Origin of the sequence: Actinopolyspora alba, from assembly GCF_900112765.1 — a bacterium.
Taxonomy (GTDB): domain Bacteria; phylum Actinomycetota; class Actinomycetes; order Mycobacteriales; family Pseudonocardiaceae; genus Actinopolyspora; species Actinopolyspora alba.
Map to the genome: position 1 here is coordinate 1 of NZ_FOMZ01000002.1, position 14,535 is coordinate 14,535.

Below are 14,535 nucleotides of genomic sequence, written 5' to 3' on the forward strand. Positions count from 1 at the left end.
CTGCGGCTGGAAGAGGCCTCCTACGTGGACATGGCCTTGGGTGAAGGGGTGCGCGAGCGGGGCGCGTTCGCCGATCAGATCCCCGACTACATGCCCGGCGTGGCCTACGTCAAAACCGAGGGCTCCCGCGAACCCCTGCGGGTGCGGGCGGCCTACACCAGCGATGACGACATCACCGAACTGGTCCGGTTCGCCACCAGCCACGACGCCACCGTCCTCGACTTCCCCAACAGGGACGACGGCACCGAGTCCGCGGACTCTCCGGACACCGGCGGCGAGTCCGGCGAGACCGACGACATCGAACACATCGAAGTCATCGACGACGGCGAAGACGACGACGACTTCGACGCGGCGTGACCCGAACACGTAAGCGGCCCCGCTCCTCCCTCCGGCAAGAGTTTCAGGAGCGGGGCCTACCTCACCCATGGAGGCAGGTTTCATGTTGGCAGAACTCGCCCTGGGCGCAACCACCCTGTCCACCACCGGCTGCGGCCTGTGGGCGCACCGGCTGTGGCGCCGGTTACACACCGACCCGCTGACCGGGCTGGCCAACCGCGCCCGAATGCACCGCACCTTCCACCGCACCCGGTGGTTACGCCGCCGCACGGGCACTCCGCTCGGGCTGCTGCTGCTCGACGTGGACCGGTTCAAACAGGTCAACGACACCCACGGGCACCGCGTCGGCGACCAAGTGCTCGGCCAGATCGCGGCCGAACTCGCAGACTGCACCCACTCCGGTGAATTACCGGTGCGGCTACACGGCGACGAACTGGCCGTCCTCCTCACACGACCCGACGCGGGCGAGATCACCGAAACACGAGCGGAACAGATCCGCCGAACCATCCACGGACCACGGCCCATCGCCGGACACACCATCCACCTGTCCCTCTCGGTCGGCGCGGCCACCACCGAAGACGGGTCACTGTCCGACCTGCTCGCCCTGGCCGACCAACGGATGTATGCCACCAAACCCGCACGAAAGGCGGTCACGTCATGATCCTGTTCCACCTCACCGGCCGTAGCCTCCTCGGACTCCTGGCGGCCACCCTGCTCGTCCTCGCTGTGCTGGCGCTGCTGTGGGCCCTGGCCGGTCCCGCCTGGTCCATCGGCCTCGGCCTGGTGCTGGTGCTGCTGGTGCGCGGGGTGCTGGCCCTGTTCTCACCCGGCGACAGCGAATAGGGAGGCCAGTCGTGGCGAAATCTGACTTCGATTCCGAGTCGGGGCGTACGCGCAGGGTCAGTGATCTGGAGCGGCGTATCGCCGAATCCCGACATCTGCGGTCGTTGGTGCGGGATCCGGATTTGGTGGCGGTGCGGATGGAAACCTCGCGGCGTCGCACCGTGGCCGGGCTGTGGGTCTTCCTGGCTACCGGGCTGGTGTTTACCACCACCGGGGTCCACGACTTCCTCGCCGGAAACCGCGCGATCGGTGACCCGATGTGGTGGGCCGCCTGGACCGTGGAACCCATGTTCGCGGGACTGCTGATCGTGCTGCTGAACTTCGAGGCCACCATCCTCGCCCACGGCATCGCTCCGGAGGCGGCCTGGTGGTCCCGGATCAAGCACGTGCTGCTCGGGTCGACGCTGTTCATGAACGTCGTGCCCCAACTCGCACCCCTGCTCGGGGCGGGCTCGGTCAACCTGGGATCGCTGGCCGTGCACGCCATCATCCCCGTCATCGTCTACGGCCTGGCCGAAGTCATCCCCATCATCCAAGCCCGCTCCCGCGCGGTCATCCTCGCCAGCTACGAGACCGCCGACCAGCACACCCCGACCGAGACCACACCGGCCGAGCCTCCCCCGAAACCACCGGAACCGGAGCCCTCCGCTCCCGCACCGATCGAGGCGGAACCGATGCTGGCCCCTCCCGCTCCTACCGAGTCCGAAACGGAGCCGGTCCAGTCCGCGGCTTCTTCGCTCGATTCCGGTGCGGACACCAGGGAGCACACGGACCCCTCGGAGGTCTCCGGCGAGCCCGAACCGGCCGCTGGCGACTCGGCGGTGTTGGGGCGGGTGCGGCCCTCCTCGATGCGGCTGCCCGAGCACGTGGTGGACAAGCTGTCCGAGGCCCGCGAGCACGCCTACCGCACCGAAGGCCGGTCCCTCACCGCTGCGGATGTGCAGGACATCGTGCGGCTTCCCGACACCCTGGCGACCACGCTCGTCGCCGAACTCGCGGTACCGGACACCAACGGGCACCCCGTGTCCTGATCGTCCGACTGCTCACTTCTCGGCGGAAACCCCCGTTGTGGCCTTGCTGCCCTGGGGTTTCCGCCCTTTTTTCGTGCTCTCTGTAGGGAAAGGGCAAGTATGGTTCTTGCGGTTGACCCCACGGTGGATCGGCTCACGCGCCGGATACAGGCCACCGACTTCGACACGTGGAAGGCCAAGGTCCGCTCGGTGGCCGGCTGCACCCGCCCGGTGCACCTGTCCGGCCGGTGGGCCATCCATCACGCTCACAGCGGGGCGGAGCTGGCCTCCCGCACCGGCGCGGTCATGAGCCCCTGCGGCAACCGACGCGAGGCCGTCTGCCCGGCCTGCTCCGACCGCTACGCCGCCGACGCGTTCCACCTGCTCCGCGCGGGCCTGTCCGGCGGCAGTAAGGACGTTCCCGAAACCGTGGCCGAGGCACCCCGGCTGTTTGTCACCCTCACCGCACCGAGCTTCGGACCCGTCCACAACCGACGCGTGAGCCCCAAGACCGGTAAAACCATGCCGTGCGGGTGCGGGTCGTTTCATCACGAGCACGATCCGGCACGCGGACAGCCCCTCGACCCCGACTCGTACGACTACACCGGCCACGTCCTCTGGCAAGCCCACGCCGGGGTGTTGTGGAGCCGGTTTCGCACTTACCTCCTACGTCACCTCGCCGGGCTGGTCGGGCTGCGGGTCCGCGAGATCGGCGACCACGTCCGCCTGTCGTATGCCAAAGTCGCCGAATACCAACGGCGCGGCATCATCCACTTCCACGCCGTGATCCGCCTCGACGGCCCCGCGGGACCGGCCGACCCACCCCCGGCCTGGGCTACTAGCGAGCTCCTCGACCACGCTGTTCGCACAGCGTCCCGAGCGGTCTCAGTCACCGCGTGCGACCGGGACGGCAACCCGCACGTCCTCAGGTGGGGTGAGCAGATCGACGTGCGCCCCATTAAGGCGGGCAACGCCTCCCAGGTCGAAAACGAGCACGGCGAGATCACCGACGACCGGCTCGCGTCCTACGTGGCCAAATACGCCACCAAAGGCACCTCCACCAGCGAGGCCGTGGACAAACCCATCCGGTCCCAAGGCCACCTCGACCTACTCGACATCAACCCGCACCACCGGCGGATCATCCAAACCGCCTGGGACCTCGGGGCACCCCAACGCTGTGCGGACTGCCATCCGCACGGCGAGCACACCCCCGACGGCTGCCCCTGCCAACAGCGGGCCACCTGCGGCACCTGCGGCGGAAGCGGATCCCTCGCCGGGCCGCTGGAACATCTCAACCTGCGCCGCTGGGCCCACATGCTCGCCTTCCGCGGGCACTTCCTGTCCAAGTCCAAGCACTACAGCACAACGTTCCAGCGCATCCGTGATGACCGGCGCCAGTACCGGCACGACCAGGTGCTCGACGAGCTCGGCGTGGACGAGGACGACATCACCGTGGTCAACCACTGGGCCATGACCCACGTGGGTCACGACTCGCCTGAGGAAACCGAACTGGCCGAAGCCCTCGCCCAGCAGATCCGCCACGACCGCAAACAACGCTACGAACACGAGAAACGGAGCTAGCCATGCGCAACCTTTGGACCCCGGCCGACGTGGCCGACTACCTCGGCGTACCCACCAACACCATCTACCAATGGCGCAGCCGCGGCAGCGGACCCCCCGGACGCAGGCTCGGCAAACACCTGCGATTCAAACCCGACGACGTCGAAGCCTGGTTCGACGCCCAAGCCACGGAGGTCAGCTAATGCCACGACCACCGCTGCCGTTGGGGACGCACGGAAAGATCCGGTGCTACCGGACTTCCTCCGGTTGGCGTGCTGTGGCGAAGTACCGTGACTTCGACGGGGTCACTCGCACGGTGGAACGAACGGGCAGCACAAAAGGGAAGGCTGAGCGGAATCTGAAGGCGGAGCTTCGAGACCGGCAAACCCCTGCGGGACAGTCGGAATTTTCCGGTAACAGTCGGTTCCGTGAATTGGCCTCCTGGTGGCTGAGTGAGGTCGAGCGAGCTGTGGAGTCTGGTAGCCGCTCCCCAACGACGCTGGACACCTACCGGCAGCGACTGGAGTCGTTGGTATTGCCCGCTCTCGGTGAACTACGGATGCGCGAGATCACAACATTGCGGGTCGAACAGTTATGCCAGACGGTGCGGACGAATCAGAGCGTGGACTCGGCCCGAACGGTGCGCAACATCGTTTCCGGAGTGTGTTCCCTCGCCGTTCGGCACAAAGTCTTGTCCGCGAACCCGACTCGGGAAATGGCTCCCCTCGAAGGCCGCAAGAAGCCTTCTCGAGCCCTGGAGCCTTCCGAAATGCAAGACCTACTGGACAAGCTTGATCAAGACGAGCGAGCGATCCGGCATGACTTACCGGACTTGGCCCGGTGGTACGCGGGCACCGGGTTTCGGACAGGTGAAGCTCTCGCGGTGCACTGGCACCACCTGGACCTCGACCAAGGGACGGTCACTTGGGCGGGCAACCTGATCCGAGCTCGCGGAACCGGCAACATGATCAACCAGGGCAAGACCGAGGTATCGGAACGCTCGCTACCGTTGCCGGAGTGGTTGATCACCATGTTGAAGAGTCGACTTGTCATGCTCGCTGAGCGATTCGGGGTACCCGAGAGTGAGGTAGCGGGGCCGGTCTTCCCCAACACGGAAGGCGGCCTCCGCGACAAGCACAATACCGGGGCTCGCTGGCGGGAGTTCCGCGAGCGTGCCGGATACCCTTGGGTGACTTTCCGGACGTTCCGGCGCTCGGTCGCGACAATCCTGGATGACGCCGGATTGAGTGCTCGGCAGATCGCCGATCAGCTCGGGCACTCGAAGGTTTCGACGACACAGGATGTGTACATGGGCCGTAAGGTCACGAGCCGCGAGGCTGCCGAGGCGTTGAACAAGGTTACGTGGTTCGAGCAGTAAAGTGTGGCAAAAGTGTGGGGAAGATCTTGGTACGGTTTCCCCACACCCTCGCTGTGCTGCTGTTTTGGTGGGACGGGTGGGACTTGAACCCACGACAAGACGAATTATGAGTTCGCTGCTCTGACCTGCTGAGCTACCGCCCCGTTACAGACGTTGCCGATCATACCGGCCACGTCCTCCAGTATGACCGCCGGGTCGGCCGGACGGTACCACCGGGACGAAAAGGGTCGGCGCACCACGGCGGTGCACCGACCCGGCGTTGTCGAACACTGGTCCGCTCGCAGCGAGCCCGTTCGCAGCGAGCCCGTTCTCAGCGAGCGATGAAGGTCGCGATGTCGAATGATCCGGTCAGCTGGCCGACGATGACGATGCTGGCCAGCAGCGCCCCGACTCCAGCGACGGTCAGCACCGCGAGCATGACCAGGTAAACCATCGCCTTCAATGGTTTGGGCAGCCGCGTCACAGCCGAAAGATCCGGCATGGACAGCTGCCTAGGGTTCTTACCGATACCAGGTGCGGACATGATATCTCCCCCGTCCTCTGCGATCCCCTGTCATATTCCGCCGTCCCGGGGACGAAGAGCGGCGGAACCGCGTTGTGTATCAGCGGCAACGAATTCGATCGCGCTTTCAGCCTACCGAGGGCCGAAAATCGGCCATGATCGCACGATCAAGCCTTGAGCTGCACAAACATGGAGTACGGCGTCTTCCGTACACTCCGATGATCGCCAACGGAGCATGGATCGTTACCGGAGCCTGACCTCGCCGACACCAAACCACACCTTCAGGTGAAATGTCGGCCTTGGCCGTTCAGGGACACCACGCGCCAGGACGCCACGCGACTCCACCGGACCCAACGTGGCTCCACCGGACACGGCGAAGCGGCTCGATGGCGCACTCGACGAACATCGGACTTCGGCTGCCGGTATCCGCTGCCATCGTAACGTGCGTGATCGGAACTATCGAGAAGATCGAACGGGTGATTCACGACAGCATTCCGAACGGACTCCCACTCCAACCATAATGTGTCGCGACACACATTCGACGCGATGCGCGGCAACATCCGGGACAACCGACGAAAAAAGCCCGAATCCGGTGAACGGATCGGGCTTTACCTGCTCCCCCGGCTGGACTCGAACCAGCAACCTTTCGGTTAACAGCCGAATGCTCTGCCATTGAGCTACGGAGGAATGTTTTGTTTTCCGCAACGCCGCCGCGCTGACAACGACAACTCTAGCGCATACCGCGAAGCCTTCGAACACCCCCTCCCCCTTGTGCGGAAACACCTGGCCAGAAGCTCAATTTCGGTGAGCGACCAGGAAGATCCGCCGAAAGGGCAACCAGGTGGATCCGTCCGCGCGGGGCGGGTATGCCTCCCGCAGCCGTGGGGCGAGTTCCGCAGTGAAACGCCGCCAACGGTGGTCGTCGAGCAGGGCACGGATCGGGCGCAGCGCGGTTCCGGACAGCCAGGCCAGGACGGGCTCCTCGCCGTGGAGCCGATGCACGTAGGTCGTTTCCCAGGCATCGATCTCCACGTCGAGCTCGGCCAACGCCTCCGCGTATTCGACGGGTTCGGATACCCGGTTCGGATCGCGCGGAACCTCCCCGAGCTCGGACCGCCACTCCGGTTCCTCGACGAGCTGGTAGCAGATCCGGTGCGCCGGAGCGGCGAAGTTACCGGGAAGCTGCATCCCGAAGCAGGCTCCCGGTGGGAGTCGGGACAGCCACTTCCCGACCAGTTCGAGATGGCCCGGAATCCATTGCAACACCGCGTTGCAGACGACCACATCGGTATCGGATCTCGGCATCCACTCCCGGACGTCGGCGATCTCTGCGGGGACTCCGGACCGCACGGCGGCGGCGACCATCTCGGGCGAGGAGTCCAGGGCCTCCACTTCGGCGCGGGGCCAGCGCTCGGTCAGCAACGGTGTGAGGTTTCCCGCACCACACCCCAGATCGACCACGCGCCGCGCCGAGGTGGCGCGCATTCTGGCGAGCAGATCGCGCATCGGTCGCTCACGCTGCTCGGCGAAAGCCAGATACGTTCCCGGGTCCCACATTCGCGGCTCCAACCGAGAAGTGAACGGTACGAACGTACCGTATCCACTCGCGTCGAGCCGCGAAACGCCGAACGGCGGACTCACTCGCCGCTTTCGGCCAGGCTCTCCAACCGGCGTGCCACTTCCCGCGCGTACTCGACCAGGGCGGCCTCGTCCGCCCCAGGATCGGCCCTGACCTGCAGTACCGTGCCGTCCCGCCCGGGAACACCGCGACGCACGAACCGTGCCCCGCCCACGTCGGGGAGTTCGCGGTACTGGGTGGATCGGATGGAGCGCGTCACCCTGCTGTGCACCACGTCCGGCAGCTTGCCGGCGGCGTTCAGTCGGAAATCACGACGAGGTCGGTCCCGGAGGAGCACCGCGCCGTCGACCCACTGCCACTCGTCGGCCTCGACGATCCCGATAACCCCGTTCTGCCAGCGCACATGGCTCAGCAGGTGCCAGCCGACCCGACGCGCACCGGACTCCTCCGGTAGCCACAGCCCGTGGTTGGTGGCCACCAGCGGCCCGTGCGTGCCGGTCGCGGTGGCCAGCACACGCTCCTCGCCCTCCAACTCACCGTCGAACCCCGTGGGCAATTCGTGCGCACCGGTCAACAGCGCACGCACACGTCTGAGCAACGAAGTCATACGACACCGTCCGCGGCCTGTTGCTGCAACGATCTGTGATACTGCTCCAGCGCCACCAGGTCACCGAACAGCGCGTGGTACTCCTCGGCGTTCTCCAGCGGCGACAACCGCTGGACCCGCGACTTGATCTCGTCGATCTGGCGGGCCACCATCCGCTCGCGGAGCCTGGCGAGCACCCCACCTACGTAGCGGTGGTCCTGCTCGGACTTGGTGTCCGGCGTCTCCACCGCGAGTTGGGAGAGCAGCCTGGTGGATCCCTCGTCGGGGCACTGCGTCCGCACCGCTTCCATCAGGGTAGAGCCGGACAGCCCCGACTGGGTGCCGCCCGCCTTGAGCAGTGCGGTGTGCAGCTTCGCATAGCCGGACTCGGTGAATGCCTCTTCCGGCAGCGAGTCGTACACCGGCCCCGCCAGGGCGGGCATCTGCAGCGCGGCCTTCAGCGCCTCCCGCTGCGACCAGCGCAGCTGATCGTGCCGTGGGGGACGTTCCGGCAACCGCTCCCCGGCCGGTTCCGAGTCGGGGTCGGCACGCCGCTGCTTCTTTCCCCGACGGTTCCCGTTCGCGGTCTCGCCGGAGTACTCCCGCACCCGGCGTACCACCTGGTTCTCGTCGTTCCAACCGGTCCAGCCGGAGAGCTGCACGGCGTAGCCGTCCCTGCTCGCGGGATCCTTGATACGCGCCACCAGCGGTACGGTGCGCCGGAGCGCGGCGACCCGGCCGTCCACCGAGTCGAGGTCGTAGCCGTCGAGCAGGCTGCGGATGGCGAACTCGAAGAGCGGACGTCGCCGCGCGACCAGATCACGCACCGCGGCGTCCCCGCTGCGCTGTCGCAACTCGCAGGGGTCGTCCCCTCCCGGTGTGATGGCGACATAGGTCTGCGCGGCGAACCGCTGCTCGCCGTCGAACGCCTTCAGCGCCGCGTTCTGTCCCGCCTCGTCACCGTCGAAGGTGTAGATGACCTCCCCGCGAAAGGTGTCGTCGTCCATCATCAGCCGACGCAGCACGGAGATGTGCTCGTCACCGAAGGCGGTGCCGCAGGAGGCGACCGCCGTGGGGACACCGGCGAGGTGCATCGCCATCACGTCCGTGTAGCCCTCCACCACCACGGTCTGGTGGCGCTTGGCTATCTCGCGTTTCGCGAGGTCGATGCCGAACAGCACCTGTGACTTGTTGAAGATCGGGGTGGCCGGGGTGTTGATGTACTTGGCCTCGATCGGATCGTCGTCGAAGATCCGCCGTGCCCCGAAACCGACCACATCGCCACCGAGATCCTTCAACGGCCAGAGCAACCGGCGGTGGAACCGATCCATGGGGCCGTGCCTGCCTTCCCTGGACAGCCCCGCCTTGTAGAGCTCCTCGGCCTCGAATCCCTGGTTGAGCAGGTACTTGGTCAACCGGTCCCAGCCGCTCGGGGCGAAGCCGCAGCCGAATCTGGTGGCCGCCTCCTCCCCGAACCCCCGTTCGGTGAGGAACTCGCGGGCCTGGCGCGCCTCCTCGGAGCGCAGCCGCTCGGCGTAGAACGCGGCCGCGAGCCGGTTGGCCTCCACGAGCCGGGCTCTGGTGCCGGGTTCGCGACGACTCGTCGGGTTGCCGTCCTCGTAGCGCAGTCTTACACCGGAACGGTCCGCGAGCCGCTCCACCGCCTCGACGAAACCGAGGTGTTCGGTCTTCATCAGGAAGGCGATGACGTCACCGCCCTCACCGCATCCGAAGCAGTGAAAGGTCCCGTGATTGGCGCGCACGTTGAAGGATGGGGTCTTCTCGTCGTGGAACGGGCACAGCCCCTTGAACGCGTCCCCACCGGAACGGCGCAACGCGACGTACTCACCGACGACATCGTCGATCCGGTTGCTCTCGCGTACTTCGGCGATGTCGCTTTCCCGGATTCGTCCCGCCACGAGCCCAGTCTAGATGCACGCGCTCACGGGAGCGGTGACGGTCGCGTCGCACCGGGGTGATGCGACGTTCGACAGCGGCCCGAACCGTCGGGTACCGCACGCACCCCGGTCGGCCTCGGCGGCACGGCGCACAGCCGAAAAGGTTTCTCAGCAGGGCAACAGCGGATTGTTCGGGCACAATCGCGGTGTGCGATCGGTGGAGGAAACTTTCACGGCGGAGTCGGGCAGTCGGCACACGCGGCTGCTCGGTCTCGCCTATCGACTCACCGGCAGCATCACCGACGCGGAGGCGGTGCTGCGGCAGGCGCGCGTGCGGTTCGCCGGAACCGGAGACGTGGCGGACTCGCCCGGTCACTGCCCGAACGACGGGCTGAGCGGCGCGGTGGGGAGACTGTCGGTGGACCGTGCGCTGTCGGGGGCGACGCGCCGGGAGCACTACGTCGGCCCGTGGCTGCCCGAACCGATAGTCACGCTGGAAGTACCGGCACGAACCACGGACCCGCTGGAGCGGATCACCCACGCCGAGGACGTGCGCATGGCGGCGTTGCGGGTACTGCAGCAACTCACTCCGGAACAACGGATCGCACTGGTGCTGCACGAGAACTTCGCGGTGCCGTTCGAGGAGATAGCCGGAATGCTCGGCTGCACGGCCACGACCGCCGGACAGTACGCCTCCCGCGCACGGCGAGTCATGAACGAGGCACGGCCACCCCGCCGCGTGCCCGCCACCGAACAGCACGAACTCGTCGAGGCGATGCTCGCCGCGCTCGCGGCGGGGGACGAGTGGCGGCTGGCACGGTTGCTTCACCCGCACGTGAGCGTGCACGGCGACAGCGACGGCAAGGCCCGCACCGCGTTACGACCGGTCCACGGGCGGGACAAGGTAACCCGTTTCCTGCTCAGCCTGATGCGCAAGTACCCGTCCCCCACCCCGTCGAACGTTCGATCGGTACTGGTCAACGGGGACCCGGGATTGCTGCTTCCCGGGACCTCGAGCGGGAACGTCTCGCGCGATTCGGCGGCGGTGCGCGTGGTGGGGTTCGCGGTACGCGACGGGTGCGTCGCGGAGATCCACGACATCGTCAACCCGGACAAACTGACCAGGATCTCGTGCTCGACCCCCTACGGCTGAGCCGCTGTCGGCGGTCGAAACCGGCCGGATGAGCGAGTCCCGCCGGGATCAGTGAGTCCCGCCGGGGTCGGTGATCCTTGCCAGGAAGTGAACGAACCCGCTCTGCCGGTGACGGAGCAGGAACAGGAACGGCCGATCCACCCGTACTCGCACGGGATCGTCGAACAACGAGGTCAACCGCATCATCACCGCGGTGGCTGCCGCTCCTTCCACACCGTGCTCGTCGACCCGCAGCACGGCCTCGTGCAGCGCGGTGGATATCCGCAGCGGCCGCGGGGTCAGGGGCGCGAAGTCCGCGGCGGGCGTGAACGCCCGGCGCACGCCCAAGGCCGCCAACGGCTCGTCCAGCTCGCCGGAACCGGACACGGCGAAGCGCGGCAACCGGAGTTCGACCGGACGCTCCTCGACCGCTTCGAGCAACCGGAGCAGCGTGTCGTGGTCGAGCGCCGGTTCCGCGGTGGCCAGCTCCGCGTCGGGCAACAGCACGAACGCGTCGAAGCCCCCCGCCAGTCCCGTCCGAACGACCTGCCAACCGTAATGATGGGCGTAGCCGAGCCGAGCGCTCACACGCATGAGTGAGACCGGTTGTTCCCCTGCCGGAGCAAGGAACGAACCGGACCTGGTCTCGTTCGGATCGAAGACCTCCTGCCACGGCGCCGTCAGGTACAGCGCGTTGACCAGCGCCGCGACCGTGTCCGAGTTCACCGCTCCCGGTTTGACCAGGTCGGGAATCAACTGCCGGGTCACGTCAGCCACGTCCTGGTTGATCCGCTCCCGTGCCCGTTCCGGGGCGTCCCGGAACGGGGCGGTGCGAATCCCCGCGCCGAACCGCTGTTCGAGCGCCGCCGGGGAGTCCGTTTCGAGTGGTAGCCGCTCGTCGGTCCACAGCCGGTTGGCGACCGCGAGGGCGACGCTGTCGCGGGATTCGGCGCTGTCCCGGGATTCGGCCTCGGGACGCGCTGCCGCGTTCAGCGATTCGACGAACTCCGGCTCGGCCGGGTCCGTTCCCAGGGCTTCGACGACCTCGGCGCGGGTCTGTCCCCGCGTGATCTCAGCGAGCAGCCCCAGTGCCGTCGTCACCGAGTACGGGGACCAGCAGTGGTTCTCACGGGGGTCGGGGGCTAGCCGCCGGTGCAGCCACCACAGGAATCGCAACTCGGTGTTCACCACGACGCGGTACTCCGATCGGTCTCGCGAGGCGTTTACCGGAGGCGAGTCTGCCAGTGAGAGGCCGTACCGGGCGAACTTTCGGAGGGATTCCGCCGAGCCCGGCCGTCGGGCGGCCGAAGCGGCGAGGAGATCGCGGGAGGTGACTACCCCAGTGTCTCCTCGATGTCGGCCAGCCCCATCAGGCGGAGCTCCTGGGCGATGTAGCCGGCCGCGCGCTCGGCGGCGGGATCCTGCCAGCGCAGGTCCGTCACCCAGTCGGCGACATTGTCCGAGTTGATGTAGGGCTCGCCGTCGACGACGACCTTCTGGATGTGATGCCGGTTCACGTCGTTGGACATCGGGGCTCCTGGCGGCTTATCGGGGACTGCCGCAGATTTTCACACGAAAGTTGGAATCATGACCAGTGAAAATCACGCTGCGTATTAGATTGCACCAACAGATGCGTTTTACGCTGCCTTGTCTGACATAGGTCACACTGAATAGCCGGTTTTAGTCACCCAGTGTGCATGCCAGGACACCGCTTGGGCGTCGGTGAACGACGCCACCTGATCGAGCAAGGCACGCAGTCGCCCGCAGTCGTCGGCGGCGGCCTGCCAGGCGACCCGCGCCGCCGGAGTCAACGAGGCGGGAGCGGCCCGCGCCAGCACGTTGACCAACTCGGTGAGGATCCGACGCTGCGACTCCTGCAGCCGCAACCGCTCCGGGTCGCTCATGACGTAGCGCAGCGCCGTGGCCTTGAGTACCGCCACCTCGGCGGCCACCTCTTCCGGCACCACCAGATCGGCCGCGTAACGCGTCAGCGGACCGGTCCCGAACTCCGACCTGGTGGCTCGTACCGCCGCGGCGACGAACCGCCCCACCAGTTCACTGGTCAGCCGCTTGAGCGCCACCTGCGCGGTGACCGAACCGTCGTAGTCGAGCACGGCCGCGAGAGCGGGGTTCGCCACCAGCTCGAGAGCCGCCGCCTCCAACGATCCGGTGTCCAGCGGTCGCTGCCCACGGAAGTACTTGCCCGCGATACGCAGGATCTCCCCACGCTCCTCGGGATCCAACAGAGCCCGCGGTGCGATCCGCCCGGTGTGCACCCCGTCCTCCAAGTCGTGCACCGAATAGGCGACGTCGTCGGCCCAGTCCATGATCTGGGCCTCCAGACAACGCGTCCGGGAAGGCGCTCCCTGCCGCAGCCACCGGAACACGGTCGAGTCCGACTCGTAGACCCCGAACTTGCCGTACCCGTCGTGCGACAGCGGCCACGGGTACTTCGTGGCGGCGTCCAGGCAGGCACGGGTGAGGTTGAGACCGCACTCGGTACCGTCCGGCCCCACCAGTTTGGGTTCGAGCCTGGTCAGGATCCGCAACGTCTGCGCGTTGCCCTCGAAACCACCGCAGTCCGCCGCGAGCTCCGCGAGCGCGTCTTCCCCGTTGTGCCCGAACGGCGGATGACCGATGTCGTGGGCCAGGCCGGCGGTGTCCACCACGTCGGGATCGGTTCCCAGCTCCACCGCGATGGCTCGACCGATCTGTGCGACCTCCAGGGAATGGGTGAGCCTCGTCCTGGGGACATCACCCTCACCGGGCCCCATCACCTGAGTCTTGCCCGCGAGACGACGCAACGCGGCCGAGTGCAGCACGCGCGCACGATCGCGCGCGAAGGGCGCACGCGGCAGCGGTTCCCCACCGGCCGACTCGGAGACCTTGGGGGACTCGTCGACCAGCCGCTGTGAGTCGTGCTCGGTGTAACCCGGCGGCCGGAGTGCGGACATCGACCACAGCCTACGGAACGGGTCCGACAACACGCCGCGAACGAGTCAGCGCGTCGGCGGTGAGTCTATGAGACTCCTACCGCTAGCCGAGTCCGTATCCGGTGACGTCCGCCGAGGCGTGCATGACGCGGTAGAACAGCATCGCGGCCGCCTCGCGCAGGATGTAGGCGGTCCGCACGTCCTCGGTCGGGCCGCTCCTGGTCGGCGAGACCATGGCCCGCAACCCCTGGTCCTCGGCCATGGTCCGGCACCGCCAGGAGTGCCAGGGGTCGCTGACGATCAGCGCCGAGTCCCAGTCGCGGCGCTCGGCGACCTCGGAGACGGCACGGATGCTGCGCAGCGTGTCACTGCCGACCTCGGCCTCCACCACGGCTCCCGGCGGCACCCCTTGCTCGATCAACCACATGCTGCCCGCCTGGGCCTCCGTGTAGTTGTCACCGGCCTGGTTACCGCCGACAGTGACGATGTGCTCGGAGAGCCCACTCCGGTAGAGCTCCAGCGCGTGCTCCAGCCTGCCGCGCAACACCGGGGAGGGGTCCCCGTTGTACTGCGCGGCCCCGAGAACCACGATCATGTCGGCGCTGCGCCGGTGATCGACGAGCGCTACCTGCCAGACCCGGAAAGCGGTACCACCGAGCACCAGCGAGGCGACCAGCAGCGCACCGAGGACTGCTCGGCCTATCCAGACGGTGATGCGCCCACGGCGCCGTGCCTGACCGGTTTCGGGGTGATGGGTCACGTCACGCATCGTTGCAGA

15 protein-coding genes, 2 tRNA genes and 1 pseudogene are annotated in these 14,535 nt (G+C 67.1%); 8 read left to right on the forward strand and 10 right to left on the reverse strand.

The genetic code is table 11. The features are described 5' to 3' along the window. From BM150_RS02580 to BM150_RS02610, 7 genes and pseudogenes are all read left to right on the forward strand, one after another. Positions 1-357 (forward strand): annotated as a pseudogene (locus tag BM150_RS02580) (FtsK/SpoIIIE domain-containing protein); the annotation flags it as partial. 82 nt (positions 358-439) lie between these two features. Next, positions 440-997 (forward strand): GGDEF domain-containing protein, encoded by a 558-nt coding sequence (locus tag BM150_RS02585; protein WP_175496657.1) that lies wholly within the window; start codon positions 440-442, stop codon positions 995-997. After that, positions 994-1,179 carry a hypothetical protein gene (locus BM150_RS02590; protein ID WP_092923378.1) on the forward strand — a complete coding sequence of 62 codons (186 nt, stop codon included), beginning with the start codon at positions 994-996 and terminating at the stop codon, positions 1,177-1,179. The genes BM150_RS02585 and BM150_RS02590 overlap by 4 nt, the downstream gene beginning before the upstream one ends. Positions 1,180-1,190: 11 nt before the next feature. Beyond that, positions 1,191-2,210, forward strand: a complete 1,020-nt coding sequence (locus tag BM150_RS02595) for a hypothetical protein (RefSeq protein ID WP_092923381.1) — start codon at positions 1,191-1,193, stop codon at positions 2,208-2,210. A 99-nt stretch (positions 2,211-2,309) separates the two neighbouring features. Further along, on the forward strand, positions 2,310-3,770 hold the full coding sequence (locus tag BM150_RS02600) for a replication initiator (protein ID WP_092923383.1): 1,461 nt from the start codon (positions 2,310-2,312) through the stop codon (positions 3,768-3,770). Between the two features lie 2 nt (positions 3,771-3,772). After that, positions 3,773-3,952 carry a helix-turn-helix domain-containing protein gene (locus tag BM150_RS02605; RefSeq protein WP_092923386.1) on the forward strand — a complete coding sequence of 60 codons (180 nt, stop codon included), beginning with the start codon at positions 3,773-3,775 and terminating at the stop codon, positions 3,950-3,952. Next, positions 3,952-5,127 carry a site-specific integrase gene (locus BM150_RS02610; protein ID WP_175496658.1) on the forward strand — a complete coding sequence of 392 codons (1,176 nt, stop codon included), beginning with the start codon at positions 3,952-3,954 and terminating at the stop codon, positions 5,125-5,127. The genes BM150_RS02605 and BM150_RS02610 overlap by 1 nt, the downstream gene beginning before the upstream one ends. Before the next feature lie 65 nt (positions 5,128-5,192). Here the strand turns inward: BM150_RS02610 and BM150_RS02615 are convergent. From BM150_RS02615 to dnaG, 6 genes are all read right to left on the reverse strand, one after another. Continuing rightward, positions 5,193-5,270: transfer RNA gene (locus tag BM150_RS02615), tRNA-Ile, on the reverse strand. Between the two features lie 167 nt (positions 5,271-5,437). Continuing rightward, positions 5,438-5,650 (reverse strand): hypothetical protein, encoded by a 213-nt coding sequence (locus BM150_RS02620; RefSeq protein ID WP_092630587.1) that lies wholly within the window; start codon positions 5,648-5,650, stop codon positions 5,438-5,440. A gap of 594 nt (positions 5,651-6,244) precedes the next feature. Further along, positions 6,245-6,316 (reverse strand) — tRNA-Asn (locus BM150_RS02625). Positions 6,317-6,424: 108 nt separating this feature from the next. Further along, positions 6,425-7,186 carry a trans-aconitate 2-methyltransferase gene (locus tag BM150_RS02630; RefSeq protein ID WP_092924319.1) on the reverse strand — a complete coding sequence of 254 codons (762 nt, stop codon included), beginning with the start codon at positions 7,184-7,186 and terminating at the stop codon, positions 6,425-6,427. Positions 7,187-7,266: 80 nt separating this feature from the next. Next, positions 7,267-7,815: a hypothetical protein gene (locus tag BM150_RS02635; RefSeq protein WP_092923389.1), complete on the reverse strand. Its 549-nt coding sequence runs from the start codon at positions 7,813-7,815 to the stop codon at positions 7,267-7,269. Beyond that, entirely contained in the window at positions 7,812-9,713 is a 1,902-nt protein-coding gene (gene dnaG, locus BM150_RS02640; protein WP_092923392.1) for a DNA primase, read from the reverse strand. Before dnaG ends, BM150_RS02635 begins: the two co-directional genes overlap by 4 nt. Positions 9,714-9,900: 187 nt before the next feature. Here dnaG and sigJ point away from each other — a divergent pair, with 187 nt between their 5' ends. After that, positions 9,901-10,845 carry an RNA polymerase sigma factor SigJ gene (gene sigJ / locus BM150_RS02645; RefSeq protein ID WP_245755214.1) on the forward strand — a complete coding sequence of 315 codons (945 nt, stop codon included), beginning with the start codon at positions 9,901-9,903 and terminating at the stop codon, positions 10,843-10,845. 48 nt (positions 10,846-10,893) lie between these two features. On the opposite strand, the gene BM150_RS02650 is transcribed toward sigJ, so the two are convergent. From BM150_RS02650 to BM150_RS02665, 4 genes are all read right to left on the reverse strand, one after another. Then, complete coding sequence (locus tag BM150_RS02650) at positions 10,894-12,012, reverse strand: serpin family protein (protein WP_092924322.1); 1,119 nt, start codon at positions 12,010-12,012, stop codon at positions 10,894-10,896. 146 nt (positions 12,013-12,158) lie between these two features. Then, complete coding sequence (locus BM150_RS02655) at positions 12,159-12,353, reverse strand: hypothetical protein (RefSeq protein ID WP_092923398.1); 195 nt, start codon at positions 12,351-12,353, stop codon at positions 12,159-12,161. A 132-nt stretch (positions 12,354-12,485) separates the two neighbouring features. Beyond that, entirely contained in the window at positions 12,486-13,778 is a 1,293-nt protein-coding gene (locus BM150_RS02660) for a deoxyguanosinetriphosphate triphosphohydrolase (RefSeq protein WP_092923401.1), read from the reverse strand. 82 nt (positions 13,779-13,860) lie between these two features. Continuing rightward, positions 13,861-14,526, reverse strand: coding sequence for a YdcF family protein (locus BM150_RS02665; RefSeq protein WP_092923404.1), 666 nt, complete (start codon positions 14,524-14,526; stop codon positions 13,861-13,863). Positions 14,527-14,535 lie beyond the last annotated feature (9 nt).

What these genes read in the sequence shown, in the direction of transcription:
- BM150_RS02630 (WP_092924319.1), bottom strand. Translation starts at nt 7,186, where the DNA reads ATGTGGGACCCGGGAACGTATCTGGCTTTCGCCGAGCAGCGTGAGCGA.
- BM150_RS02590 (WP_092923378.1), top strand. Translation starts at nt 994, where the DNA reads ATGATCCTGTTCCACCTCACCGGCCGTAGCCTCCTCGGACTCCTGGCG.
- BM150_RS02610 (WP_175496658.1), top strand. Translation starts at nt 3,952, where the DNA reads ATGCCACGACCACCGCTGCCGTTGGGGACGCACGGAAAGATCCGGTGC.
- BM150_RS02660 (WP_092923401.1), bottom strand. Translation starts at nt 13,778, where the DNA reads ATGTCCGCACTCCGGCCGCCGGGTTACACCGAGCACGACTCACAGCGG.
- BM150_RS02600 (WP_092923383.1), top strand. Translation starts at nt 2,310, where the DNA reads ATGGTTCTTGCGGTTGACCCCACGGTGGATCGGCTCACGCGCCGGATA.
- BM150_RS02665 (WP_092923404.1), bottom strand. Translation starts at nt 14,526, where the DNA reads ATGCGTGACGTGACCCATCACCCCGAAACCGGTCAGGCACGGCGCCGT.
- BM150_RS02655 (WP_092923398.1), bottom strand. Translation starts at nt 12,353, where the DNA reads ATGTCCAACGACGTGAACCGGCATCACATCCAGAAGGTCGTCGTCGAC.
- BM150_RS02585 (WP_175496657.1), top strand. Translation starts at nt 440, where the DNA reads ATGTTGGCAGAACTCGCCCTGGGCGCAACCACCCTGTCCACCACCGGC.
- BM150_RS02605 (WP_092923386.1), top strand. Translation starts at nt 3,773, where the DNA reads ATGCGCAACCTTTGGACCCCGGCCGACGTGGCCGACTACCTCGGCGTA.
- BM150_RS02620 (WP_092630587.1), bottom strand. Translation starts at nt 5,650, where the DNA reads ATGTCCGCACCTGGTATCGGTAAGAACCCTAGGCAGCTGTCCATGCCG.
- BM150_RS02635 (WP_092923389.1), bottom strand. Translation starts at nt 7,815, where the DNA reads ATGACTTCGTTGCTCAGACGTGTGCGTGCGCTGTTGACCGGTGCGCAC.